18 protein-coding genes are annotated in these 24917 nt (G+C 75.2%); 15 read left to right on the top strand and 3 right to left on the bottom strand.

All coding sequences use genetic code 11. The annotated features are described in order from the left end of the window. The first annotated feature begins 104 nt into the window (after window positions 1–104). Window positions 105–1310 (top strand): amidohydrolase, encoded by a 1206-nt coding sequence (locus ACFYZY_RS18975; protein WP_388695278.1) that lies wholly within the window; start codon window positions 105–107, stop codon window positions 1308–1310. 168 nt (window positions 1311–1478) lie between these two features. Here the strand turns inward: ACFYZY_RS18975 and ACFYZY_RS18970 are convergent, their stop codons facing one another. Next, the gene (locus ACFYZY_RS18970; RefSeq protein ID WP_388695276.1) at window positions 1479–2945 is read right to left on the bottom strand and encodes an aminotransferase class I/II-fold pyridoxal phosphate-dependent enzyme; all 1467 of its coding nucleotides are present in this window, start codon (window positions 2943–2945) and stop codon (window positions 1479–1481) included. Between the two features lie 270 nt (window positions 2946–3215). Between ACFYZY_RS18970 and ACFYZY_RS18965 the strand changes: the two genes are divergently transcribed. From ACFYZY_RS18965 to ACFYZY_RS18920, 10 genes are all read left to right on the top strand, one after another. Then, window positions 3216–5000, top strand: a complete 1785-nt coding sequence (locus tag ACFYZY_RS18965; RefSeq protein WP_388695275.1) for an N-acetylglutaminylglutamine amidotransferase — start codon at window positions 3216–3218, stop codon at window positions 4998–5000. Next, window positions 4973–7114 (top strand): S9 family peptidase, encoded by a 2142-nt coding sequence (locus ACFYZY_RS18960; protein ID WP_388695273.1) that lies wholly within the window; start codon window positions 4973–4975, stop codon window positions 7112–7114. Before ACFYZY_RS18965 ends, ACFYZY_RS18960 begins: the two co-directional genes overlap by 28 nt. Window positions 7115–7244: 130 nt before the next feature. Beyond that, entirely contained in the window at window positions 7245–8339 is a 1095-nt protein-coding gene (locus ACFYZY_RS18955; RefSeq protein WP_388695271.1) for a glutamate--cysteine ligase, read from the top strand. 403 nt (window positions 8340–8742) lie between these two features. Continuing rightward, on the top strand, window positions 8743–9510 hold the full coding sequence (locus tag ACFYZY_RS18950; RefSeq protein ID WP_388695269.1) for a GntR family transcriptional regulator: 768 nt from the start codon (window positions 8743–8745) through the stop codon (window positions 9508–9510). Window positions 9511–9569: 59 nt separating this feature from the next. After that, window positions 9570–9797, top strand: a complete 228-nt coding sequence (locus tag ACFYZY_RS18945) for a ferredoxin family protein (protein ID WP_388695267.1) — start codon at window positions 9570–9572, stop codon at window positions 9795–9797. A gap of 14 nt (window positions 9798–9811) precedes the next feature. Then, entirely contained in the window at window positions 9812–11152 is a 1341-nt protein-coding gene (locus ACFYZY_RS18940) for an ABC transporter substrate-binding protein (RefSeq protein ID WP_388695264.1), read from the top strand. 92 nt (window positions 11153–11244) lie between these two features. Beyond that, on the top strand, window positions 11245–12084 hold the full coding sequence (locus ACFYZY_RS18935; RefSeq protein WP_388695568.1) for an ABC transporter permease: 840 nt from the start codon (window positions 11245–11247) through the stop codon (window positions 12082–12084). Then, window positions 12081–12818 (top strand): ABC transporter ATP-binding protein, encoded by a 738-nt coding sequence (locus ACFYZY_RS18930; protein WP_388695261.1) that lies wholly within the window; start codon window positions 12081–12083, stop codon window positions 12816–12818. The genes ACFYZY_RS18935 and ACFYZY_RS18930 overlap by 4 nt, the downstream gene beginning before the upstream one ends. 130 nt (window positions 12819–12948) lie before the next feature. Then, a complete protein-coding gene (locus ACFYZY_RS18925) occupies window positions 12949–15690 on the top strand; it encodes a fumarate reductase/succinate dehydrogenase flavoprotein subunit (RefSeq protein WP_388695258.1) in 2742 nt (913 codons plus the stop codon). Between the two features lie 110 nt (window positions 15691–15800). Next, entirely contained in the window at window positions 15801–16619 is an 819-nt protein-coding gene (locus ACFYZY_RS18920; protein ID WP_388695255.1) for a VOC family protein, read from the top strand. A 163-nt stretch (window positions 16620–16782) separates the two neighbouring features. Here the strand turns inward: ACFYZY_RS18920 and ACFYZY_RS18915 are convergent, their stop codons facing one another. Beyond that, window positions 16783–18267 (bottom strand): MFS transporter, encoded by a 1485-nt coding sequence (locus ACFYZY_RS18915; RefSeq protein ID WP_388695253.1) that lies wholly within the window; start codon window positions 18265–18267, stop codon window positions 16783–16785. 127 nt (window positions 18268–18394) lie between these two features. Here ACFYZY_RS18915 and ACFYZY_RS18910 point away from each other — a divergent pair, with 127 nt between their 5' ends. The 4 genes from ACFYZY_RS18910 to ACFYZY_RS18895 all read left to right on the top strand — a co-directional run bounded on the left by ACFYZY_RS18910 (window position 18395) and on the right by ACFYZY_RS18895 (window position 24012). After that, a complete protein-coding gene (locus tag ACFYZY_RS18910) occupies window positions 18395–18877 on the top strand; it encodes a MarR family winged helix-turn-helix transcriptional regulator (protein ID WP_388695250.1) in 483 nt (160 codons plus the stop codon). A gap of 476 nt (window positions 18878–19353) precedes the next feature. After that, window positions 19354–21174: a S8 family serine peptidase gene (locus ACFYZY_RS18905; RefSeq protein WP_388695248.1), complete on the top strand. Its 1821-nt coding sequence runs from the start codon at window positions 19354–19356 to the stop codon at window positions 21172–21174. Between the two features lie 222 nt (window positions 21175–21396). After that, complete coding sequence (locus tag ACFYZY_RS18900; RefSeq protein WP_388695245.1) at window positions 21397–22326, top strand: diiron oxygenase; 930 nt, start codon at window positions 21397–21399, stop codon at window positions 22324–22326. Window positions 22327–22353: 27 nt separating this feature from the next. Then, window positions 22354–24012 carry an FAD-dependent oxidoreductase gene (locus ACFYZY_RS18895; RefSeq protein ID WP_388695242.1) on the top strand — a complete coding sequence of 553 codons (1659 nt, stop codon included), beginning with the start codon at window positions 22354–22356 and terminating at the stop codon, window positions 24010–24012. A gap of 101 nt (window positions 24013–24113) precedes the next feature. On the opposite strand, the gene ACFYZY_RS18890 is transcribed toward ACFYZY_RS18895, so the two are convergent. Next, window positions 24114–24872, bottom strand: coding sequence for a LysR family substrate-binding domain-containing protein (locus tag ACFYZY_RS18890; protein WP_388695566.1), 759 nt, complete (start codon window positions 24870–24872; stop codon window positions 24114–24116). Window positions 24873–24917 lie beyond the last annotated feature (45 nt).

Below are 24917 nucleotides of genomic sequence, written 5' to 3'. Positions count from 1 at the left end.
GCCCCGGGGGGGCTTCTGGGAGAGGGGCGGCCGTGGCGGGAATCCCGGGCGGCGCCCGTGGAACACGTGAGGGAGAGCGACCGCCCCTACCGGAGGAGATCCCCGTGCCGGAGAACCAGGAATCGGTGTACGCCCGCGTCAGGGAGGAGGTGGCCGCCCGCGCGGACCGGCTCTGGGAGGTGGGCCTCGCCCTGCACCGCGACCCCGAGACGGCCTACGAGGAGCACCGGGCGGCCGCCCTGTTGTCGGGCGAGCTGGAACGGGAGGGCTTCCGGGTGGAGCACGGCGCGGCCGGGCTGCCGACCGCCTTCGTCGCGCGGACGGGACCGGCGGCCGCTTCCGGCGGAGGGCCCCGTGTCGCCCTGCTGATGGAGTACGACGCGCTGCCGCTGCTCGGTCACGCCTGCGGGCACAACCTGATCGCGGCGGCGGGCCTCGGCGCGGCGCTCGCCGCGCGGGCGGCGCTCGGCGACACGGGCGGGACGCTGCTCGCCGTGGGAACACCCGCCGAGGAGCGCGGCGGCGGCAAGGTCGCGGAGGTGGAGGCGGGCCTGTTCGAGGGGGTGGACGCGGCGCTGATGTTCCATCCGGGGGTCCACGACTGGAGGTGGGCCCCGCTGACGGCCAGCGCGCAGATCAGGGTGGGGTTCCACGGGCGGGCGGCGCATCCGACCGGCAGCCCCACGGAGGGGATCGACGCCCTGGGGGCCCTGATCCAGCTCTTCAACGCGCTGGGCGTCCTGCACAGGCGCCTGCCGTCCGGCTCGCACGTCCAGGGGATCGTGACGGAGGGGGGCCGGGCCACGAACATCGTCCCCGAGTACGCGGAGGGGATGTTCGGGCTGCGCGGCGGAACCACGAAGGCCCTGGAGGAGCTGGTGGGGGAGGTGCGCACGTGCGCCCGGGGCGTGGCGCTGGCCACCCGTACGACGGTGGAGGTGACCGACGTGGGCGGGCGGTACGAGCACTTCCGCGACAACGACGTGCTGTCCGGTCTCTTCGCCGGGCACCTGGAGCGGGCGGGCATCCGGCTGACGGAGCCGGCGGCGGGGGTGTACCTGGGGTCGTCGGACATCGGGAACGTCAGCACGCGGGTGCCCGCGATCCATCCGTTCGTCGCGGTCATGGGCGCGGAGGGGTCGGACCACACGCCCGAGTTCGCGGGGGCGACGGCCGGCCCCCGGGCGCGGCGGGTGGTGACGGCGGCGGCGGAGGCCCTGGCCTGCACGGCGGTGGACGTCCTGCTGGGGGCGGACGTGAGGGAGCGGGCTTGGGCCCGTTTCCACGAGAAGGCGGCGGCCGGGGAGTGAGCGCTCCTCCCCCGGCTCCCGGGCTCCGGAGCCGCCCGTCCAGGGGCCCGGGGCCGTCCGTCCGGGGCCTCGCACCCGTCCGCCCGCGCCCTCGGGGCCCGTCCCCGCCCCGGGGGAGCCGCCACCGCTCCCCCGGGGCCTTCCTCGTCCCCGAGGAGGCGCCGCTCCTCAGTCCTCGACGGACACGCGGACCGTCCTGACCTCGGGGTCGGCCGCGTCGGGGACGACCATGCCGGCGTCCACGCCGCTGCGCAGGTAGCGCAGGACCGGCGCGTTCAGCCTCTCGCCGGGCAGCGCGGCGGGAATGCCGGGCGGGTAGGGCGTGAGCATCTCGGCGGTCACCCGGCCCACGGCCTTCTCCCACGGCACCTGCTCGACCCGCCCGAAGAACGCGTCGCGCGGGAGCATGACCTGTTCGAGGCGGAGTTCGGCCGGGTCGGGGACCTCCACCCGGGGGGCGGGGAGCAGGTCGCCGGCGTGCCGGGCGACGTCGCGGAAGGCGTCGAGCAGGATCCCGGCGCTGCGCTCGTCGTCCGCGTGGGTCAGCTGGGCGCTGGCACGCCGGTGGTCGGACAGGTGGAGGTTGACCCGGTGGTGCTCGCGGATCCAGTCGGCGACGTGGTAGCCGGTGGTGCCGAGGGCGGAGATGTCGACGATGACCTGGAGGGGGTCGAGGTCGGCCGCGCGGCCGGGTCCGCAGAAGTCGTCGCGTCCGTGGACGCGCATGCCGTCGATCTCGGCGATCCGCGCCCGCACCGTCTTGGCCAGGGCCAGCGCGTCGTCGTAGAGGGCGTGGCCGTGCTGGACCATCTGGCGGCGCCAGCCGTCGAGGGCCGCGTACACGAGCACGGAGGGGCTGGTGGTGCCCAGGAGGTCCTCGCGGTTCTTGAGGACCTCCGGCTGGATCAGGCCGCCCTGGAGGTGGAAGACCGAACCCTGTTCGAGGCCGGAGCCCATCTTGTGGACGGAGGTGACGCAGACGTCCGCCCCGGCGTCCATGGCCCAGGTCGGCAGGTCCGGGTGGAACGGCAGGTGGGCGCCCCACGCCTCGTCCACGATGAGCGGTACGCCGTGCTCGTGGCACGCCTCGGCGATGGCGGGCAGGTCGGAGCAGGTGCCGTACGGCGTCGGCGTGGTGACCAGGGCGCCCCGGGCGTCGGGGTGCTCGGCGAGGGCGGCGCGGAAGGCGTCGGCGGACGGCGGGTGGGCGAGGTGGCGCTCGGGGTCCCACTGGGGGTCCACCCAGACCGGCACGATCCCGGCGAGGACGAGGCCGGACACCACGGACTTGTGGGCGTCGCGCCCCACGAGCAGCTTCTCGTGCGGTCCGGCGACGGACAGCATGGCGGCCTTGACCGAGAGCGAGCTGCCGCAGGTGGAGAAGAAGGTGTGGTCGGCGCCCACGGCGTCGGCCATCAGCTCCTGCGCCCGGGAGAGGACGCCCTTGGAGGAGGCGCGGTCGTCCAGGCCGCTGGTGGCCAGCGTGTCGGAGCGGAAGACGGCGTCCCCGAGGACGGCGCGGACACGGGGGTCCGCGCCGCGTCCCTGCTTGTGACCGGGCGGGGTGAACGGGGTCTGGTTCTCCGCGTGGTACGCGGCCAGCGCGTCGAGCACGGGTGCCTGTGAATGGTCCATGGTGGTGCGGCTTCCCGGGGGAAAGGGGCAAAAACCCCGCCGGTGGAGAACTCCGGGTACGCGGAACGTGACCCTCCGGAAGGCATGATCCCCGGCCGAGCGGGAACCCGCCCAACGGAGCGGGCCGCCGCGCAGTCCCGGACCGGAGGGCGTGCGGGCGTCCGCTCCCCGTCTTCGAGGAGTTGTCGTGACTGATTCACATGAGGTCGAGGAGGGCTGCGAGGCCCCGGAGAGGCCGGGGGCGGCCGGAGCGCTGCGGGCAGGTGCCACATGTGCGGCCTGAGCGGAGAGATACGGTTCGACGACCGGAGGCCCGACGTGGCCGCGGTGGAGCGCATGACCGATCGGCTGGCGCCCCGGGGGCCCGACGGCCACGGCATCTGGTCGCAGGGGCCGGTGGCCCTGGGCCACCGGCGGCTGAAGATCATCGACCTGTCGGAGCGCGGCGCCCAGCCGATGTCCGACGCCGAGGCCCGGCTGACGGGCGTCTTCAACGGGTGCGTGTACAACTACCAGGAGCTGCGGCGGGAGCTGCAGGACCTCGGGCACCGGTTCTTCTCCACGTCGGACACCGAGGTGGTCCTCAAGGCGTACAGCCAGTGGGGCACGGACTGCGTCGACCACTTCATGGGCATGTTCGCGTTCGTCATCGTCGAGAACGACACCGGGCGCGTCGTGCTCGCCCGCGACCGGCTGGGCATCAAGCCGCTGTACCTGTCCCACGGTCCGGGCCTGATGCGGTTCGCCTCCAGCCTGCCCGCGCTGCTGGCGGCCGGCGGCGTCGACACCTCCCTGGACCCGGTCGCCCTGCACCAGTACCTGAGCTGGCACGCCACGGTGGCGGCGCCCCGCACGGTGCTCAACGGCGTCCGCAAGCTGCCGCCCGCCACGGTGCGCGTGGTGGAGCGGGACGGTTCGTACCGCGACCGGTGCTACTGGCAGCCGTCGTACACCCGCCGCGACGCGTACGCGGGCATGGACGCGGCCGACTGGCGCGACGCGGTGCTCGACTCGCTGCGGACGGCGGTGCGCCGCCGGATGGTCGCCGACGTACCGGTCGGCGTGCTCCTGTCCGGCGGGCTCGACTCGTCCCTGATCGTGGGACTGCTCGCCGAGGAGGGCCAGAAGGACCTGGCGACGTTCAGCGTGGGGTTCGAGTCGGAGGGCGGCGAGGAGGGCGACGAGTTCTTCTACTCGGACCTGGTCGCCCGGCACTACGACACCGCGCACCACCAGCTGATGGTCCCCTCGGACCGGGTGTCGACCGCCCTGGACGGCGCGATCCGGGCCATGAGCGAGCCCATGATCAGCCATGACGTGGTCGCGTTCCACCTGCTGTCGGAGCTGGTCTCCAAGGAGGTGAGCGTCGTCCAGAGCGGCCAGGGCGCCGACGAGGTGTTCGCCGGCTACCGCTGGTACCCGGACCTGGCCTCCGTGCCGCGCGAGGAGGAGCCGGAGAGGTACGCGGAGGTGTACTTCGACCGTCCGCACGCCGACTTCGCCCGGATCCTCCAGCCGCACCTGCTGACCGGCCGCGACGAGTCCGGCCTGTTCGTCCGCGAGCACATGGCCGCGCCCGGGGCCGAGACCGCGCTCGACGCGGCGCTGCGACTGGACACCCACGTCATGCTCGTGGACGACCCGGTGAAGCGCGTCGACAACATGACCATGGACTGGGGCCTGGAGGCCCGGGTGCCGTTCCTGGACCACGAGCTGGTCGAGCTGGCGGCGGCCTGCCCGCCGGAGCTGAAGCTGGCCCAGGGCGGCAAGGGCGTGCTGAAGGACGCGGGCCGCAAGCTGCTCCCCCGCGAGGTCGTGGACCGGCCGAAGGGGTACTTCCCGGTGCCGGCGATCCGCCACATGGCGGGGCCCGTCCTCGAACGGGTGCGTCAGGCGCTGTCCGCACCGGAGGCACGGGCGCGGGGCGTCTTCCGCGACGAGTACGTCGCCGAACTCCTCTCCGCCCCCGACCACCACCGGACGAAGCGAGGAGCGAACGCCCTGTGGCACATAGCGTTGCTGGAGATATGGCTGCAGACCCACGGGATCGACTGAACCGACCGGACGGAGGGGTGTCGGCGGCGCCCGTGCCGGTGCCGCTGGCCGACGCGGCCGGACTGCGCGACGTGCCGCGGCCGCTGGTCGCGCACGGCTGCTGGTACCCGTCCGTGGACCCCACGGGCGAGCGGGTGGCGTTCATCTGCGACCGGACGGGCGTCCCCCAGTTGTGGACCGGCCCGGTGAACGGCCCGGAGGTCCACCTCCTCGACACGGACCCCGACCCGGTCACGGAAGTGGCCTGGTCCCCCGACGGGCGGTGGATCGCCTACACGGTCGCCCCCGGGGGCGGCGAACTCACCCGGGTCCTGTGCGTGCGTCCGGACGGCACCGGCCGCCGGATCGTGGCGGGCGCGGACGCGGGCAGCTCGGCGTACCTCGGCCGCTGGACGCGCGACGGCTCGGCCGTGGCGGTCACGGTGGCCGAGCCGCCGGTCCCGCCCGCCCGCGCCCCCCGGCAGGAGGCGGCCGTCCCGGACCACGAGGCGGTCCTCGCCGACCTGCCCGCCGGCTGGGCGGGCCGCGACGGTCCGGCCACGCTGCTCGGCGGCCCCCGCCGGGGAGACGTCGGGCCGTCCGGCCCGGAGCGTCCCGGGCCGGGCGGCCCTGGCGGAGCGGAGGGCGCGGACGACGGCGCGCGGGACCGGCTCACCGCCTACCTGGTCGACCCCGACGGCCTCCGGTCGCCCGTCCTGGTCGCCGTCGAGTCGGGGGCCGCGACCCTGCGGGTCTGCGACGTGAGCCAGGACGGGCGGTTCGCCCTGGTGCGCCGGGGACCGCGCGGCCGGCGGGAGGCGGTGGTGGTGCGCACCGCCGACCTCACGACCGGGTCCGTCCTGCGGGTCGGCGACGGGGACCCGTGGATCGGCCGGTTCTCGTCCGACGGCCGCACGGTGTGGCTCCGGAGCGACCACGGACGGCAGTTCGCCGCCCTGCTCGCCGTCGGTCTCGACGAGGACGGCGGGCGGCTCGGCGTGTCCGTGGTGGCCGAGCGCGAGGAGAGCGACCTGGAACTCCTGGCGTTCGCCGAGGACGGCCGCACGGCCGCGCTCGTGTGGAACGTACGGGGGGCCAGCGAGCTGCAGACGCTGGGGCTCCCGGCGGGCGGCACCTCCCCCGCCGGGGCCGCCACCGGGACCGTGCCGCCCCGTGACGTACCGCTGCCGCACGAGGTGGTCACCCGGATCACCCGGGCCGGGCCGGGCGGGATGGTGCTGGCCCTGTCGGGATCCCAGCGGCGCCCCGGGGTGTGGTGGATGCCCCCGGGGGCGCTGTCGGCGCGCACGCCCTGGTCGTCGCGGGACGAGGACGCCGTACCGCCGGGCAGGCCGCCCGTGCGCCCCCTGCCGCTGCGGCCGGTGGCCCGTGACGGACTGCGCCTGGGCGGCTGGTACTACCGGGCGCCCGGGCGCGACGCCGGCCGGCCCGCCCCGTGCGTGATCCACCTGCACGGTGGGCCGGAGGAGCAGGAACGGCCCGTGCTCGACCCGCTGTACCACGAGCTGCTGGGCCGGGGCCTGGACGTCTTCGCGCCCGACGTGCGCGGCTCGTCCGGCTGGGGGCGGTCGTTCGTGGACGCCGACCTCGGCACGGGGCGGTTCGCCGCCCTGGACGACGTCGCCGACTGCGCGGCGCACGTGGTCCTGGAGGGACTCGCCGATCCCACGCGGCTGGCGGTGATGGGCCGCTCCTACGGCGGCTACCTGACGATGGCCTCCCTCGTGTGGCATCCGGAGCTGTTCCGGACCGGTGTCGCGGTGTGCGGGATGTCGGACTTCGCGACGTTCTTCGAGGGGACCGAACCGTGGATCGCCGAGTCGGCGGCGCACAAGTACGGGCATCCGGCGCGCGACCGGGAACTGCTGCGCTCGCTCTCCCCCATGAGCCGGGTCGACGCGCTGCGCGTACCGCTGCTCGCGGTGCACGGCGAGCACGACACCAACGTGCCGCCGGGCGAGTCCGAGCAGATGGTGCGGGCCGCGCGGGAGCGGGGGCTGCCCGCCGAGATGCTCACCCTGCGCGACGAGGGGCACGAGTTCCGCCGGGCGGACAACCGGCGCCTGTTCCGCCGCGCCGCCGCCGACTGGCTGGAGCGCCATCTCGGCGGCTGAGGCGCCGCCGGGGCCTCCGGCCGCCCGGCCGGGCCGTGCCACCGGCCCGTACCCCCGGTTTGTGCCGGACCCGTGAAGACGGTGTGGCGAGGAAGCGATTCTCCCGGCCGATCGGGGGTACCGGGAAGACATGATCACTATTGGGGTCGAGGAAGAGTACCTGCTGCTCGATCCGGACACGTGCCTCCCCGTACCACTCGGAGACCAGGTGCGCGCGTCGGCCGGGCTGCAGCCGATCGTCGAGGGCTCGGAGGTCCAGTCGGAGCTGTTGCAGGCCCAGGTGGAGGTCGCCACACCGGTGTGCACCGACCTGGAGGAGGTCGGTGGCCACCTGCTGCGACTGCGGCACGCGCTCGGCATGGCGGCGGAGAAGCACGGCTGCCGGCTCGCCGCCTGCGCGACGGCCCCCTACCGGGAGGCGGCTCCCGTGCCCGTCACCCGGAAGGCCCGCTACCTGGCGATGTCCTCCCAGGCCCCCCAGCTCGTGGCCGAGCAGCTGGTCAACGGGATGCACGTGCACGCGGCCGTGCCGGACCGCGAGATGGGCGTCGCCGTCCTGAGCCGCATCCGCACCTGGCTCCCGACCCTGGTGGCCATGTCCGCGAACTCGCCCCTGTGGGACGGCGGCGACACCGGGTTCGCGAGCTGGCGCACGGTGATCTTCGGCCGGTGGCCGGTCAGCGGGCCCCCGCCCCGCTTCACCTCGCTCGCGGACCACGAGGAGCGCGTCCGGTCGCTCCTCGACACCGGCGTCATCACCGACACCGGCCAGCTCTACTGGCAGGCCCGCCTCTCCGAGCGGTACCCCACGGTCGAGGTGCGCTGCGCGGACGTCCAGCTGCGCGCCGACGAGGCGGTCATGTTCGCCGGGATCGTCCGCGCGCTCGTCGCCACCGCGATCGACGAGGAGAAGGCCGGGGTCCCGCTCCCCGAGTGTTCGCCCGAGCTGCTGCAGGCGGCCAACTGGCACGCCGCCCGCCACGGCCTGAGCGGCCTGCTGGTCGACCCGGAGGGGCGGTCGCGCCGGTCGGGCGACGTCCTGTGCTCGCTGCTCGACCACATCACGCCCGCCCTGGACGAGGCGGGCGACACCCGCGAGGTGACCTCGCTGCTGCACCGGCTCCTCCAGGAGGGCACCTCGGCCGACCGTCAGCGCCGGGCCCTGGCCGAGGGCGGCCTGCCCGCGCTCGTGGAGCTGATCGTGAGCGAGACGGTCGCTCCCTGACCTTCCGCCGCGCGACCTCGCGCTCCGTGCCCCTCCCCCGCCGACGCGGCCGGTCCGGTGCCGGCCCCCGGAGGGTGCCCGCCGGGCGGCGGTCCGGTCCGGGAACGGGCGGCCGGTCCGTGCCCCGCCCCTCTCCCCCGGGCAGCCGCTCCTCGGCGCCCTCCGCCGCACTCCCTCTGCTGTTCCCCGCCGTCCTCCGCCGCGCTCCGGCGTGAGGCCGGGGAACACACGGCACGCCCCCTCCGCATCCTGGACGGCCGACCGTCCACGTGGCGGGCGGCCGGGTGGCGGAACTCTCCGTCCGTCCCGTGTTTCCGCAGTTCACAGAGGTACGGGAAGCCTGCGGGATGGCGCAACACTGTGGCAACACCACCGGGGCCGGTCCCCCGCTACGTTCCGTGTCATGCCCGCCGAACCCGCTCCCGCCGCCCGCCCCGTCGCCGCCGCCCGCCGCCGGCTCCTCCGGGCGGACCGGGCGCGGCAGCTCGCCGACCTGCTGCGCCACCAGATCCTGACGGGCGGTTTCCCCGGCGGGGTCCTTCCCCTGGAGAACGTCCTCGCGGCCGACTGCAGGGCCAGCCGGAACACCGTCCGGCAGGCCCTCGACCTGCTGCGCGGCGAGCGGCTGGTGGACCGGCAGCCGGGCGTCGGCACGGTGGTGGTGGGCGCGAAGTACCCGCACGGCCTGGACCGGCTCCAGGGACTGGCCGAGACCCTGCGCGAACACGGCAGGGTCACCAACGAGGTCCGGACCGTGGGACCGGTCGGGGCGCCCGGCCCGGTGGCCCACCGGCTCGGACTGCCCCCACACTCCGACGTGCTGTGCGTCGAGCGGCTGCGGCGCCTCGACGGGCTGCCGCTCTCCCTGGACCTGTCCTACCTGCCGATGGACATCGGTGCCGGGCTCCTCGGCTGCGACCTGGAGAACACGGACGTCTTCCGGCTCCTGGAGCGGCTGACCGGCTCCCCCCTCGGGCACGCGGAGATCACCCTGGAGGCCGTCAACGCCGACGCGCACTCCGCCGCCGTGCTCCAGGCCCCGCGCGGGGCCGCCGTCCTGATGCTGGAGCGGCTGACCCGGCTGCCCGACGGGCGGCCGGTGGACCTGGAGTTCATCCGCTTCCGCGGCGACCGCATCACCATGAGCGGCGTCCTGCGCCGCACCCCCTGAACCTCCCTCCGCCCGGCCCCTGCCCCCGTACCCCCGCATCCCGTACCCCGGAGACAGCCATGCCCCTGGTCCCCCAGCGCGCCGACGTGCCCGTGACCATCGACGAGTCGAAGTGCATCGACGGCTGCACGCTCTGCGTCGACATGTGCCCGCTGGACTCGCTCGCGATCCGCGAGGAGAACGGCACGGCGTACATGCACGTCGACGAGTGCTGGTACTGCGGCCCGTGCGCCGCGCGCTGCCCGACCGGCGCGGTCACCGTCAACATGCCCTACCTGCTCCGGTGAAAGGCCCGGTCCCCATGAAGAGAAGAAGAGCCGCCCTCGCCCTGGCCCTGGTGCCGCTCGCCACCGCCTGCGCCTCCGGCACCGGTGACGGGTCCGGGGCGAAGCAGGTCACGGTGACCGTCGGCTACCAGTCGAAGACGATCAACACCGTCACCGCCGGCACCCTGCTGCGCTCCCTCGGGTACTTCGAGGAGGAACTCGCGCGGCAGGGCCGGAAGGACGGCGTCTCCTACCGGGTGAGCTGGCAGGACCACGCGACCGGGGCGCCGATCACCGCGCAGATGACGGCCGGGAAGATCGACATCGGTTCGATGGGCGACTTCCCGCTGCTCCTCAACGCGGCGCGCGGCAAGCAGCTCGAGCAGCCGACGCGGCTGGTGTCGGTGACCGGGTACAACCTGCGGGGCGGCCTCAACACCGTGGTGACCGCGCCGGACTCGCCGCTGCGGACGCTGGCCGACCTCAAGGGCCGCACGGTGTCCACCAGCGTCGGGTCGGCCGCCGACGGCACCCTCGTCCGGGCGCTCCGGCGGGCCGGACTCGACCCGGAGAAGGACGTCCGCAAGCTCAACCAGCAGCCGAGCGTGGGGGCTTCGGCCCTGGCGGCGGGCAGCGCCGACGCGCTGTCCCAGTTCGTCGCCTGGCCCGGCCTGCTCGCCTTCCAGGGCCGGGCGAGGGCCCTGTACGACGGGGCGGAGCTGGACCTGCCGACCTTCCACGGCGTGACCGTGCGCGAACGGTTCGCGAAGGAGCGGCCGGCGGTGCTCGACGCGTTCCTGCGCGCCCAGCGGCGCGCCACGGACGAGCTGCGCGCCCGGCCGGTCGCGGCCGCCGAGTCGGTGGCGGAGGAGACCGGGCTGCCCGCCGAGGCGGTCTACCTCTACAACGGCGCCCGGGGCGTCGCCACCTTCGACCCGGCGCTCCGCCCGGAGCTGGTGGCCGCGCTCAAGGAGGACGTGCCGGTCCTGCGGGCGGCCGGTCTGGTGGAGGACGTCGACGTGGACGCCTTCGTCGACACGGCCCCGCTGCGGCGGGCGGTCACGGGCGCCGCGTACCCGGAGGCGGCCCCTCCCCGGCCGGAGCTGTGGCTGAGGGGGCAGGCGTCGACCCGTACGTTCGACGGCCCCGGTGCGCTCCTGAAGGCGGTCGGGGAGGCCGGGACGGCCCGGGTGCGGGCGGCGTACGTTCCGGACTCGGTGACCGGGACGCCCTGGTTCGCCGACCGGGCGGTGTGGGTGCGGGACGGGGGCGAGTGGCGCGCCTTCATGACCCGGGCAGGCGCGGAGCGGTACGCGGCCGGACACGCCGGTGCCCGGATCGTCGCGTACGCGGACGCCGTGGAGTCGGCGTCGTGAGCGCGGGCGCGCGGATCCTCCCGGCCGCGGACCGGGGTCCGGCGCGGGAGCCCGCTCCGGTCGCGGGCCGCCGCGCCGCGCGGGGGGCGTCGCTGCCCGCCGGCCGCCGCCTGGTCCGGGTCGCCTCGCTGCTCGCGGCCCTCTGCCTGTGGCAGGCGCTGACCTCCCTGGACGTCAACCTGTGGCTGCGGTTCGAGCAGTTCCCCACGGTGGTGGAGATCGCCTCCGCGTTCGCCGACCGGGCCGGCACCGAGGCGTACTGGCAGGACCTCGGCCACAGTCTGCGCCGGATCACGGCCGGCTTCCTCCTGGCGGCCGTCCTCGGGGTGGCCGCCGGGACGGCCGTCGCCCGGTCCCGGTGGGCCTCCGACCTGCTCGACCCGCTGGTGGAGGTGGTACGGCCGGTCCCGGCCATCGCCCTGGTCCCGGTCGCGATCCTGCTGCTGCCCACCAACGAGCAGGGCATCGTCCTCATCACCTGTGCCGCCGCCCTCTTCCCGGTCCTCGTCTCGACCCGGCACGCGGTGCGGGCGCTGGACCCGGTGTGGGAGGAGGCCGTGCTCACCATGGGCGGGGGCCGGACCCGGGTGCTGTTCTCGGTGGTCCTCCCGGGCGCCCTGCCGGGAGTCTTCGGAGGTCTGTCCGTGGGGATCGGCGTCTCGTGGATCTGCGTCATCTCGGCGGAGATGATCTCCGGCGAGTACGGGGTGGGCTACCGCACCTGGCAGGACTACACGGTCGTCGACTATCCCGGCGTCTTCGTCGGCATGGCAACCATCGGCGTCCTCGGCCGGCTCACCTCCACCGCCGTGGAGGCGCTCGGCCGCCGGGCCACCTCGTGGCTGCCGCGCCCGGCCGGACGGACCGGCACCGGGCCCGGCCGGACGCCCTCCCGTCCCGTCCCCCTGCCCGAGAAGGAGCCGGTGCCATGAGCGCCACGAGTGCCGCGGGCGCGGAACTCGCCCTGCACGGAGCCCGGTTGGGCCACCCGGACGGTTCCGCCGCGTCCGGTCCCGCGGAGCTGCGGATCGCGCCCGGTGAACTCCTCGCCGTCGTCGGCCCGTCCGGCTGCGGCAAGACGACCCTGCTGCGCACCCTCGCCGGGCTGCTGCCTCCCCTGGAGGGGCGGGTCACCCAGGACGGGGTGCCGGTGCGCGGGCCCGGCGCCGACCGGGCGCTGGTCTTCCAGCACGACGCCCTGCTGCCGTGGCGGACGGTCCGCGCCAATGTGGAGCTGCCCCTCGCGATCCGCCGGGTCCCGCGCGCCGAGCGGCGCCGTTCGGCGGAGGAGTGGCTGGAGCGGGTCGGGCTGGCCGGACACGCCCTCCGGCTGCCGCACCAGTTGTCCGGCGGACAGCGTCAGCGGGTGCAGCTGGCCCGCGCCCTGGCCGGCCGGCCCCGGGCGGTCCTGATGGACGAGCCGTTCGGCGCGCTCGACGCGCACACCCGGGCCGGGATGCAGGACCTCCTGGTGGAGGTGTTGCGCGGTACGGGCGCGACCGTCGTCTTCGTCACGCACGACGTGGACGAGGCCCTCCACCTCGGCGACCGGATCGTCCTGTTCGCGTCCGGCGAGGTCCTGGACGTGCCGCACCCGCGCGCGCGGGAGGCCGGGGACGCGCCCGCGACGGCGGCGCTGCGCCGCCGGGTCCTCGACTCGCCCTGACCCCTCCGCCCGGGGCCCCGCCCGAACCCACCCGGCCGGTCCGGCCTGGGCCCCGCCCGGACCGTTCCGCCGGTCCCGCCCGTACCGCTCCGTCCGGCTCCGCCTCCCCGACCCATCCGAAAGGCATCCCGTGGACACCCCCCTGACCGTCCCCGACCCCGCCGCCGCGACCGAACTCTCCTGCGACGTGCTCGTCGTCGGCGGCGGCACGGCCGGCACGATGGCCGCGCTGACCGCCGCCGGGCGCGGGGCGGACGTCCTCCTCCTGGAGAAGGCGCACGTGCGGCACTCCGGCGCCCTCGCCATGGGGATGGACGGCGTCAACAACGCGGTCGTGCCGGGCCGGGCCGAACCGGACGACTACGTCGCCGAGATCACCCGCGCCAACGACGGCCTCGTCGACCAGTCCACCGTCCGGCAGACGGCGACCCGGGGCTTCGCGATGGTGCGGCGCCTGGAGTCGTACGGGGTGAAGTTCGAGAAGGACGAGCACGGCGAGTACGCGGTCCGGCAGGTGCACCGGTCCGGCTCGTACGTCCTGCCGATGCCGGAGGGGAAGGACGTGAAGAAGGTCCTCTACCGGCAGCTGCGGCGGCGCGAGATGCGGGAGCGGATCCGGATCGAGAACCGGGTCATGCCGGTGCGGGTGCTCACCCACCCCGACGACGGGCGGGCCGTGGGCGTCGCCGGGTTCCACACGCGCACGGGCGAGTTCGTCGTCGTGCGGGCCGGGGCCGTGATCCTGGCGACGGGCGCGTGCGGGCGGCTCGGGCTGCCCGCCTCCGGGTACCTGTACGGCACGTACGAGAACCCGACGAACGCGGGCGACGGCTACGCCATGGCGTACCACGCGGGAGCGGCGCTCACCGGGATCGAGTGCTTCCAGGTCAACCCCCTGATCAAGGACTACAACGGGCCGGCCTGCGCCTACGTCGCCAATCCCTTCGGCGGGTACCAGGTGAACCGGCACGGCGAGCGGTTCGTGGAGTCGGACTACTGGTCGGGGCGGATGATGGCCGAGTTCGCGGCCGAACTCGCCTCGGACCGGGGGCCGGTGTACCTGAAGCTGAGCCACCTGCCCGAGGAGGCGGTCGGCGCGGTCGAGTCGATCCTGCACACCACGGAGCGGCCCACCCGGGGCACGTTCCACGAGGGGCGCGGTCACGACTACCGGACGCACGACGTCGAGATGCACATCTCCGAGATCGGCCTGTGCGGGGGCCATTCCGCCTCGGGGGTGCGGGTGGACGACCACGCCCGGACGACCGTGCCCCGGCTGTACGCGGCCGGGGACCTGGCCTCCGTACCGCACAACTACATGATCGGGGCGTTCGTCTTCGGCGACCTGGCGGGCGAGGACGCGGCGAAGTACCGGGCGTACGAGGGGGAGTTCGACGCGCGGCAGGTCGCGGAGGCCCACGAGCTGGTCTACCGGCCGCTGCGGAACCCGGACGGGCCGCCGCAGCCGCAGGTGGAGTACAAGCTGCGGCGGTTCGTCAACGACTACGTGGCGCCGCCGAAGACGGGGGCGAAGCTCTCCCTGGCGGTGGAGGCGTTCGACCGGATGTCCGGGGAGATCGCCGGGATGGGGGCGCGCACGGCCCACGAGCTGATGCGGTGCGCGGAGGTGTCGTTCATCCGGGACTGCGCCGAGATGGCGGCGCGGGCGTCGCTGGCGCGGACGGAGTCGCGCTGGGGGCTCTACCACGAGCGGCTCGACCACCCGGAGCGGGACGACAGGGGGTGGCTGTACCACCTCGACCTGCGCAAGGCCCCCTCCGGGGCGATGGAGTTCACCGCGCGGCCGGTCGAGCCGTACCTGGTGCCGGTGCCGGAGTTCGCTCCGCCGGGCGGTCCCGAGCGGCACCTTGGCGAGGTGGAGCTCGTGCCGGTGGCCACGGCGGGGCGCCGGGACGCGGTCCCGGCGGCGCGCGCGAAGGCGGACGCGCCCGTCCCGGCCGGGGAGACGGCGGCGGTGACGGCGGCGCCCTCTCCCCGGCTGCTCGAACTGCTCGCCCTCGTGGAGGACTCCCCCGGCCTCGACGTGCTCGGCCCCTACCTGGACGACGCCGATCCGGGGGTACGGGCCGCCGCCGTCACCGCCCTGGGCGAGACCGCTCCGGCCGGGGCCGGACCGGCGCTCGCCGCACGGCTGCGGGACGGCTCGGCCCGGGTGCGGGCCGCCGCCTCGGCCGCGCTGCGCGAGCTGGTCGAGGTGCTGCCGGCCGGGCCGGCGCTCGCGGCGGGCCTGCGGGAGGCCCTGGACGTGCCCGACGCGGGCGTGCGGGCCGCCGCGCTCGGCGTCCTGCGGGCGCTGCGGCTCGGGGACGCCGCGCTGTACGCCGCCGCGCTCTCCGACGCCGTCGTGGACGTACGGGTGGAGGCCGTCCGGGCCCTCGTCTCGGCCGACGCGGTCGCGGAGCTGGCACCGGCCGCCGCCGACCCGGCGCGCGAGGTGCGGGCCGCGGCGGCCAGGGGGTTCGCGGCCGTGCGGGAGCCCCGGCCGGAACCGCTCGCGCCGCTGCTGGACGACGCGGACCCGCTGGTCGCGGGCGCGGCCCTCGCCGCCCTGGCCGGTACCGGCTGCCCGCCGGAGTACGCGGCGCGGGCCGTGGCGGCGCTCGGCTCGCCGGCCTGGCAGGTGCGGGCCGGGGCGGCGACCGCGCTCCGGGCGGCCGCCGCCTCCCTCGCCGTCCCCGCGCTCGCCCCGGCGCTCGCCAACGCGAACGCGGACGTGCGCAGGGCGGCCGTCCTCTCGCTCCTCGCCCACCGGCACGAGCCCGCGGCCCGTGCCGCTCTCGCCGGGGCGGCCGACGACCCCGACGCGGACGTGCGCGCCTACGCCGCCCGGGCGGCCCACGCGGTCCACTGACCCGCGGCCGTTCCCCGGGGGTGTGGTGACCGGCGGCGGACGGGTGAGTCCACGCATGGGACGGGACGGGACGGGGAAGGGGCGCACGGCGCACTCAGGACGACGAGGAGGTGGTGCCGGTGTCGGGGCCGACGACCGGGGAGGCACGGGGAGCACCGTGCTGGCTGAATCTTTCCGCACGGGATCTCGGGGCGGCGGAACGGTTCTACGGGGCCGTGCTGGGCTGGACGTTCCGGAGGGGGGCCCTCGGCGACGCGTACGCGGTGGGCGAGCGGGACGGGGTGCCGGTGGCCGGGATCGCGGCCGTGGCCGCCGAGATGGCGGTGCCGGTGGCCTGGACGGTCTTCTTCGGCGTGGACGACGCCGACGCGACGGTCGGGCGCATCCGGGAGCGCGGCGGCACCGTCGGCGTGGGCCCGGTCGCCTTTCCGCCCCGGGGCCGCGCGGCGCTCGCCACCGACCCGGAGGGCGCGGCGTTCGCGGTGTGGGAGGGGCGGCTGGTGTCGCGCTGGCAGGTCGGTGAGCGGCAGGCGCCGGCCTGGGTGGAGCTGCACACCCGCAACGCGTTCGACGCGGCCGTGTTCTACGGCGGGGTCCTCGGATGGGCGGAGGGCGGTCCCGGCCGCTCCGAGGTGTCGTACGAGGACGACCAGGTGGTCCTGCGGCACGACGGCGAGGCCGTCGCCCGGCTGAACAGCGGTCCGGTCGAGTCCGCCTCTCCCCGGCCGCAGCTGCGGCCGCGCTGGCTCGTCCGGTTCCGGGTGCGCGATCTGGAGGCGGCGGAGGCGGCGGTCGTGGAGCACGGCGGTTCGGTGGTCCCGGGCGGCGAGTGGGGCGGTGTGCGTCCGGCAGCCGACGGTGAGCGGCGCGTGGTGGTGCGGGACCCGGACGGGGCCCTGTTCACGCTGGAGGCGGAGGAGCGGGAGTAGGAGGCGTCCGTGAGGGCCCCGGCCGCCGTGGAGACACGGCGGCCGGGGCCCTCACGGTGTCCGGCGCGGACCATCGCGGCCACCCGCCGGACGGGCGGCGCCGGCCGGGACCGTCCCCACGTCCCCGGCCGGGCCGCCCTGCTTCGGGAGGGCCCGGGCGCGGTCAGGCGGCGGTGCCTGCGACGGCCCCGGGGGCGGTGGCCCCGGCGTCCGTCCCCTCGCCGGCCGCGCCGTCCGCGCCGCCGGAGCCGGTGGCCGCGGACCGGACCGGGATGAGGGCGGCGACGACGGCGGCCGCGAGTCCGACCCCGCAGCCGATGAGCATGGCGACGCGGAAGCCGTCCTCGGAGGGGAGGACGTGGCCGCCGAGGGTGGTGGTCGTCCGGGCGAGGACGACACCGATCACGGCGGCGGAGACGGAGGTGCCGAGGGAACGCATCAGGGTGTTGAAGCTGTTGGCCGAGGCGGTCTCCTCCTGCGGCACCGCGCCCATGACGAGGGCCGGCATGGCGCCGTAGGCGAGTCCGACGCCCGTGTTGCAGACGAGGGTGACGGCGAACAGGCCCCAGGTGGAGCCCATCAGGGCGAGGGAGGAGCCGTATCCGGCGGAGATGACGAGGGCGCCGACGGAGAGGGTGACCCGGGGCCCCCGGGCCGCCGACAGCTTGGCGCCGAGCGGGGCCAGGACCATCATCATCAGGCCGGCCGGGGCCATCCACAGGCCCATGGCCGTCATCGACTGGCCGAGGCCGTAACCGGTGGCCTCGGGGAGCTGGAACAGCTGGGGGACGACCAGGGACTGCGCGTACATGGCGAAGCCGACCAGGAGCGAGGCCACGTTGGTCATCAGGACGACCGGGCGGGCGGTGACCCGCAGGTCGACGAGGGGGTCGGTGACGCGCAGCTCCCACGCGCCCCAGGCCGGCAGGACGACGACCGCGACGGCGAGGAGACCGAGGGTGGCGGCGCTGCCCCAGCCCCAGCTCGCGCCCTTGGAGACGGCGAGCAGCAGGGCGACGAGTCCGGTGCCGAGGCCGAGCGCGCCGGGCAGGTCGAAGCGGCCGGGGGCGGCGACGCGGCTTCCCACGGGGGCGACGCGCCAGATCAGGAGGCCGACGAGGAGGCCGAGTCCGGCGGCGACCCAGAAGAGGACGCGCCAGCTGGCGTTCTCGGCGACGGCGGCGGAGAAGGGCAGGCCGAGGGCGCCGCCGACGCCCATGGAGGCGCTCATCAGGGCGATGGAGCCGCCCAGCCTCTCCGGCGGCACGATGTCGCGGAGCAGGCTGATGCCGAGGGGGACGACGCCCATGCCGAGGCCCTGGAGTCCGCGTCCGACGATCATCGGGACGACGGAGGAGGCGAGCGCGCAGACGACCGAGCCGGCGACGAGCGGGACCACGGAGGCGAGCAGGACCCGCCGTTTGCCCAGGGTGTCGCCGAGCCGTCCGGCGACGGGGGTGGCGACGGCGCCCGCGAGGAGGGTGGCGGTGATCACCCAGGAGGCGTCGGACGCGGTGGCGCCGAGCAGCTTCGGGAGGTCGCCGATGAGCGGCACCACCAGGGTCTGCATGAGCGCGGCCACGATGCCCGCGAGCGCGAGGACGCCGACGACACCTCCTGGCCGGGTGTCGGGTGCGGAGCCGTCCACGTGTTCTCCCTCGGTCTTCCGCCGTGCTCGGTTTTCCACGACGACACGTGTGCATGATGCACATCAATTGCTTGATACACAAACCGTGCATGATGCACACGGCGCTCCCGCGGGAGAGAATGGCTCCATGGACAAGCCTGTGGACAAGCCCGTGGAGAAGCCCACGCGCCTGGTCGAGTTCGAGACCATGCTGCTCAGCCGGCACGCGCACCTGTACGCGCCCCGCGCCCGGGTCGGCGGCGGCCACCAGCTGGACCGGAGCGCGTACGTCCTGCTGAGCCGCGTCAGCATGCACGGGCCGATGTCCATCGGACAGCTCAGCGAGGCGTTCGGCCTCGACGCGTCCACCCTCAACCGGCAGACCGCCGCGATGCTGCGCGCCGGGCTCGTGGAGCGCATCCCCGATCCGGACGGCGGCATCGCCCGCAAGTTCCGGATCACGGCGGAGGGGGAACGCCGCCTGGAGGCCGACCGCGCCTCGAACATCGAGGGCCTGGAGCGCGTGGTGGAGCACTGGTCCCCCGAGGACGTGGCCCTCTTCGCGGCCTTCCTCGAACGCTTCAACCGCGACATCGAGCGCCTGGAGGGACGGCCCTGGCCGCGACCGTGAACGGCGGTCGGGGGCGCCCCCGACCGAGGCCGTGAACAGCGGGCAAAAACACCCCCGACCGAGGCCGTGAACGACGGGCGGAGGCGACCCCGACCGAGGCCGTGAACAGCGGGCGGAGGCCGTCCGGCCACAGGCCCGCCCGGTCCCGGCGGGGTTCGGCACACCGTCCCGTCCGCACGGGCCCCGCACCCCGAGGAGATCCCCGTCCCGCCGCCGTTCCGGCGGGAGTTCGACGACGGAAAAGCGGTCCGGGCCGCCGGACACGCCCCCCCCCGGGAGCGGGAGCCGACCCCGGGGCATTCGTCCGGGACATCCCACTCCTCCGGTCCGCCCGGTCAACAGTACGTAACGCGAACGCCCTTCTCGGACAGAACTCTTCCTTCCGCGGGGCGCCTCTGGGATCTTGCGTCCACCCCACACACCACAGGGCCCGGAGGGCGTCGCACGTGCGCGTCGCCGGGCCGTCGGAGGACGCCTTGCTTTCCCTCATATCCAGCCGGCCGAGGACGTCGGCCGCGGTCGCCGCGGCCCTCGGCACGGCCCTGGCACTCGCCGCCCCCGCCGGACCCGTCCACGCCGCGCCGTCGGACACCGCGCCCGTCGCGGCCCGCGCGGCGGGGGCCGGCCCGGCCACCACCACGAAGGCGGCGGCCCCGGCCTCCTGGGCCGCGGGCACCCGCGCGTACCTGGTGATCACGGCCCCCGGCGGCACCGCCGCCGTGACCGGCGCCGTCACGGGCAACGGCGGTTCGGTCTTCGCGGCGTACGACGCGATCGGCGTGATCGTGGCGCACTCGGCGTCCGCGTCGTTCGCCCCCTCGATGCGCACGGCCCCCGGCGTCCAGCAGGTCGGCGCGACCCGCACGTCCGACGTCCCGGCCGACGCCTACAACCCGGTCCTCCCGGCCGATCCGGCGCAGTCGGCGACGACGCTCACGGAGACCGACCGCTGGGACATGACGCAGATCAAGGCCGACCAGGCGTGGGCGGTCACCACCGGTTCGGCGTCGGTGAAGGTCGGCGTCCTGGACACCGGCGTGGACGACCGGCACCAGGACATCGCGCCCAACTTCAACGCCGCCGACTCGGCCTCCTGCGCCTATGGCAGGGCGGACACCCGGGCGGGCGCCTGGCGGGACGTCGACACCCACGGCACGCACGTCGCCGGCACGATCGCGGCCGCCAGGAACGGCAAGGGCGTCATCGGCGTCGCGCCGGGCGTGAGGATCTCCTCGGTCCGCATCGCGGAGCCGAACAGCACGCTGTTCTTCGCGGAGAACACGATCTGCGGCTTCGTGTGGGCCGGCGACCACGGCTTCAAGGTCACCAACAACAGCTACTACACGGACCCGTGGCAGTTCAACTGCCCGGACAACCTGGACCAGGCCGCCATCATCGAGGGCGTCCGCCGGGCGCAGGAGTACGCCGAGGGCAAGGGCTCGCTCCAGGTCGCCGCCGCCGGGAACTCCAACTACGACCTGGCGAACAAGACCACCGACACGGCGAGCCCCAACGACTCGACCCCGGTCACCCGCACGATCACCAACGCCTGCGTCGACATCCCGACCGAGCTGCCGGGCGTCGTGACCGTCGCCGCCCAGGGCAACGGCGGCGCCAAGGCGTCGTACTCGAACTTCGGCGACGGCGTCATCGACGTCGCGGCCCCCGGCGGCGACGGTTCCTCCGGGGTCTACTCGACGCTCCCGGGCGGCAAGTACGGCACCATGAGCGGCACGTCGATGGCCTCCCCGCACGTGACCGGCGTCGCGGCGCTGATCGCGAGCGTGAGCCCGTCCTTCACCCCGGCCCAGATCCGGGACCGGCTGGGCGTCCAGGCGACCGACAGGGCCTGCCCGTCGGACACCCGCTGCACGGGCACCACGGCCAGGAACGGCTTCTTCGGGGAGGGCGCGGTCGACGCCCTGAAGGCCGTCGGCGGATCGACCCCGCCGCCCGGGAAGTACTTCGAGAACCAGACGGACGTCACGGTTCCCGACAACACCACGGTGGAGAGCCCGATCACGGTCGGCGGCGTGACGGGCAACGCGCCGGCGGCCCTCACGGTGGGCGTGGACATCAAGCACACCTACATCGGTGACCTGAAGGTCGACCTGGTGGCCCCGGACGGCAGCGTGTACCCGCTGCACAACCGGACCGGCGGCAGCGCGGACAACATCGTCCGGACCTACACCGTCAACGCCTCCTCCGAGGTGGCGAACGGGGTGTGGAAGCTCCGCGTGAGCGACAACGCGAGCCAGGACACGGGCAGGATCGACGCCTGGAACCTGACCTTCTGACAGGACGCGCCCCCGGGACGGGGCCGGAGCCGACCGGGCTCCGGCCCCGTTCGCGTGCCCGCCTCCGGGGTGTTCGCGCGCGTACACCGGGAACGTTTCGGAAACAAGTCCTCGCCGGGGGGTAGGCGAGCCCGGCCGCTTGCTATACGTTCCGTCTAACAAGCTTGCTAGACGGGACGTCTAACAAGTCTCCGAGTCGATCGCGACCCAAGGAGCCGCACCATGGCAAGCAGCACCGTTCGCCCGGACAGCCACGACGGGGCCGAGGACAGGGGCGTCCCGGACTCGGACGTCGCCGAGCGGCTGCTCCGGTCCGCCGCCAAGCTCTCGTACGACCCCGCCGTCGAGGTGGACTGGGACACCCCCCTCGACAAGGACTTCCACGGCCAGAGCCCGGAGTGGAACAGCCTCTACGGCACGGCGTACTGGAACGAGATGACCGACGCCCAGCGCAAGGAGCTGACCCGGCAGGAGGCCGCCTCGGTCGCCAGCACCGGCATCTGGTTCGAGATGATCCTCCAGCAGATGGTGCTGCGCGACATGTACGCGAAGGACCCCACCGACCCCCGGTTCCAGTGGGCCCTGACCGAGATCGCGGACGAGTGCCGCCACTCCATCATGTTCGGCCGCGGCTCCGCGAAGCTCGGCGCCCCCGCCTACCGCCCGCGCCGCGCGGTCCTCGAACTGGGCCGCGCCTTCAAGACGGTGGGCTTCGGCGAGGCGGCGTACGCCGCGATCCTCGTCGCCGAGGAGGTCCTCGACGTGATGCAGCGCGACTGGATGCGCGACGAGCGGGTCGCCCCCTTCGTCCGCACCATCAGCAACATCCACGTCGTGGAGGAGTCCCGGCACATGAAGTTCGCCCGGGACGAGACGCGCCGCCGTCTCGCGCGGGCGGGCACGGCCCGCCGCCACTTCCACGCCCTGGTCATCGCCATCGCCTCGTACTACATCGTCACCAGCATGGTCAGCCCCGACGTGTACGCGCAGGCCGGTCTCGACCCGGAGCGCGCCCGCCGCGAGGCCGCGGCCAACGAGCACTACAAGTCCCAGCTGCGTTCCAGCTGCGCCGGGCTCATGGAGTTCCTCGCCTCGGCCCGCCTGCTCACCCGGCCCGCGCTCTTCGTCTACAAGCGCGCCCACCTCATCTGATCCCGCACCCCGAGCCGAGTCGACGAGATGACCTACGCGATCACCCAGACCTGCTGCAACGACGCCACCTGCGTCGCCGTCTGCCCGGTCAACTGCATCCACCCGACGCCCGGGGAACCGGACTTCGGCACCACGGAGATGCTGTACATCGACCCCCGGGCCTGCATCGACTGCGGCGCCTGCGCCGACGCCTGCCCGGCCGAGGCGATCTTCCCCGCGGACCGGCTGACCGAGCGCTTGCGCGAGTACGAGGCGATCAACGCCGAGTACTACGCGAACCGCGCGGACCGGCCGGCCGTGGCCTCGCCCAACTTCCACGTCTGGGACGAACCCTCCTTCCCCCGCTCGCTCCCGTCCGACTTCGCGCCGCTGCGGATCGCCGTCGTCGGCACGGGACCGGCCGGCATGTACGCGGCCGAGGACCTGCTCCTGCACACCAACGCCGAGGTGACGCTGATCGACCGGCTGCCGGTGGCCGGCGGACTCGTCCGGTACGGCGTGGCGCCCGACCACCCGGCGACCAAGGGCGTCGGGGACGCCTTCGCCCGCTTCCACTCCCACCCCCGCGTCCGCGTGCGGCTGGGCCTGGAGGTCGGGAAGGACGTCACCACCGGGGAACTGGCCGCCCACCACGACGCGGTGATCTACGCGGTGGGCGCGCCCTCCGACCGGCGGCTCGGCATCCCCGGCGAGGACCTGCCGGGCAGCGTCCCGGCGACCTCCGTCGTCTCCTGGTACAACGCGCACCCGGAGACCGGCGCGGACGCCGTCCCGCTCTCCGCCGAGCGCGTCGTGGTGGTCGGCAACGGCAACGTGGCGCTCGACGTCGCCCGTGTCCTGGTCATGGAACCGGCCGCCCTCGCCGGCACGGACATCGCCGACCACGCCCTCGCCGCCCTAAACGGCGCCCGGACCCGCGAGGTGGTGCTGCTCGGCCGCCGGGGCCCCGCGCACGCCGCCTACACGGCCTCCGAACTGCTCGGCCTCAAGCACCTCCCGGGCGTGGACCTGGTCGTGGACGACCGGGACCCGCGCACCGGGGCGGCGATCGACGCGGCGGCCCCCGGGGAGAAGGCCGCGCTCCTGCGGGACGTGGCCCGGGAGACGGTGGACTGGACGCGGCCGCCCGCGCCGGACCGGCGCCGGATCGTGCTGCGCTTCCACTCCGCTCCGGTCGAGGTGCTCGGCACCGACGCGGTCCGGGCGGTGCGCGTGACCGAGGAGGGGGCGGAGGCCGGTACGGAGATCGGGACGGGGCTGCTCGTCCGGGCCGTCGGCCACCGGGGCGTGCCGCTCCCGGGACTTCCGTTCGACGAGGCCACGGGCACCGTGCCGCACGAGGCCGGCCGGATCACCGGCCTGCCCGGGAGCTACGTCGTCGGCTGGATCAAGCGCGGGCCCTCCGGCGGCATCGGGGCCAACCGCGTCTGCGCGGAGGAGACGGTCGGGACGCTGCTCGCGGACGCGGTGGCCGGTGCGCTGCCCGCGCCCACGGGCACGGCCGCGGAGTTCCGCCGGCTGGCCCGGAGCCGCAGCGGGGGCCTCGTCGACGCGCGCGGCCTCGCGGCCATCGACCGGACCGAGCGGGCGCGGGGCCGGGAGACGGGCCGTCCCCGGGTCAAGTTCGCCACGGTGCCGGAGCTGGTCGCGGCGGCGAGGACCGGCCGGCGGCACCGGCCGGCCTGAGGGCCGTGGCCCGCCCGGACGCCGGGCCCGGAACGCCTTCCCGGCGGTGTGCGCCACCGGGAGGGCCGCCCGGCGGGCGTACGGCTCCCTCCGGGAGGGGGTCAGGACCTGCGGCGGGGCTTTCCGCTCCGGCCGCCGCGCGCGGAGCCCCCGGCTCCGCCGCCCTTGCCGGCCGCGGACCGTCCCCGGGTGCGGGACCCGGCGCCCGGCTTGGCGGACTTCCCGGACGGGGCGGGCTTCCCGGACCTGGCGGGCTTCCGCTCCTTCTGCCCCTTCTTCTCCTCGGCGCGGCGGCCCCGGGTGCTGTTCACCGTCCGGCCCCGCACGATCCCGATGAACTCCTCCACCAGGTCGGGGGCCTCGTCGGCGGCCGGCCACGACAGGGCCACGCGCGACTGGGGAACACCGGTGAGCGTCCGGTACGTGAGGTCCTTGCGGTGGTGCAGGCGGGCGAGCGACTGGGGGACGACCAGCAGGCCCACCCCGGCCGCGACGAGCTCGACCGCGTCGGCGGTGGTCGCGGGGCGCTCGAACGCCGGACGGCCCGGCGGACGCTCCCAGCCGAGGGTGTCGTCGAGGGGGTGCAGGACGAGCTCTTCGGCGAGGTCGTCCGCCGCGACCTCCTCGGCCGCCGCGAACAGGTGGTCCTTGGGGACGACGACGACCGACGTCTCCGTGTAGAGCGGGATCGCGCTGAGGTCGTCCCCGTCGACGGGCAGCCGGACGAGTCCCGCGTCGGCCGCGCCCTCCCGGAGCGCGCCGAACGCCTCGGCCGGGGTCACGGAGAGAAGGGCCAGCGGCACGTCGGGCAGGCGCTCGTTCCAGACCCGCACCCACTTCGAGGGGGTGACGCCCGGCACGTACGCGAGCCGGAACGAGGGGGAGTCCGGGGTGGGGTCCGCGGG

This window comes from Streptomyces sp. NPDC001744, from assembly GCF_042892575.1.
In the GTDB taxonomy this organism is placed as follows: Bacteria; Actinomycetota; Actinomycetes; order Streptomycetales; family Streptomycetaceae; genus Streptomyces.
Note: the sequence above shows the minus strand (reverse complement) of the source record. Positions and strands in the feature narration are given on the sequence as shown.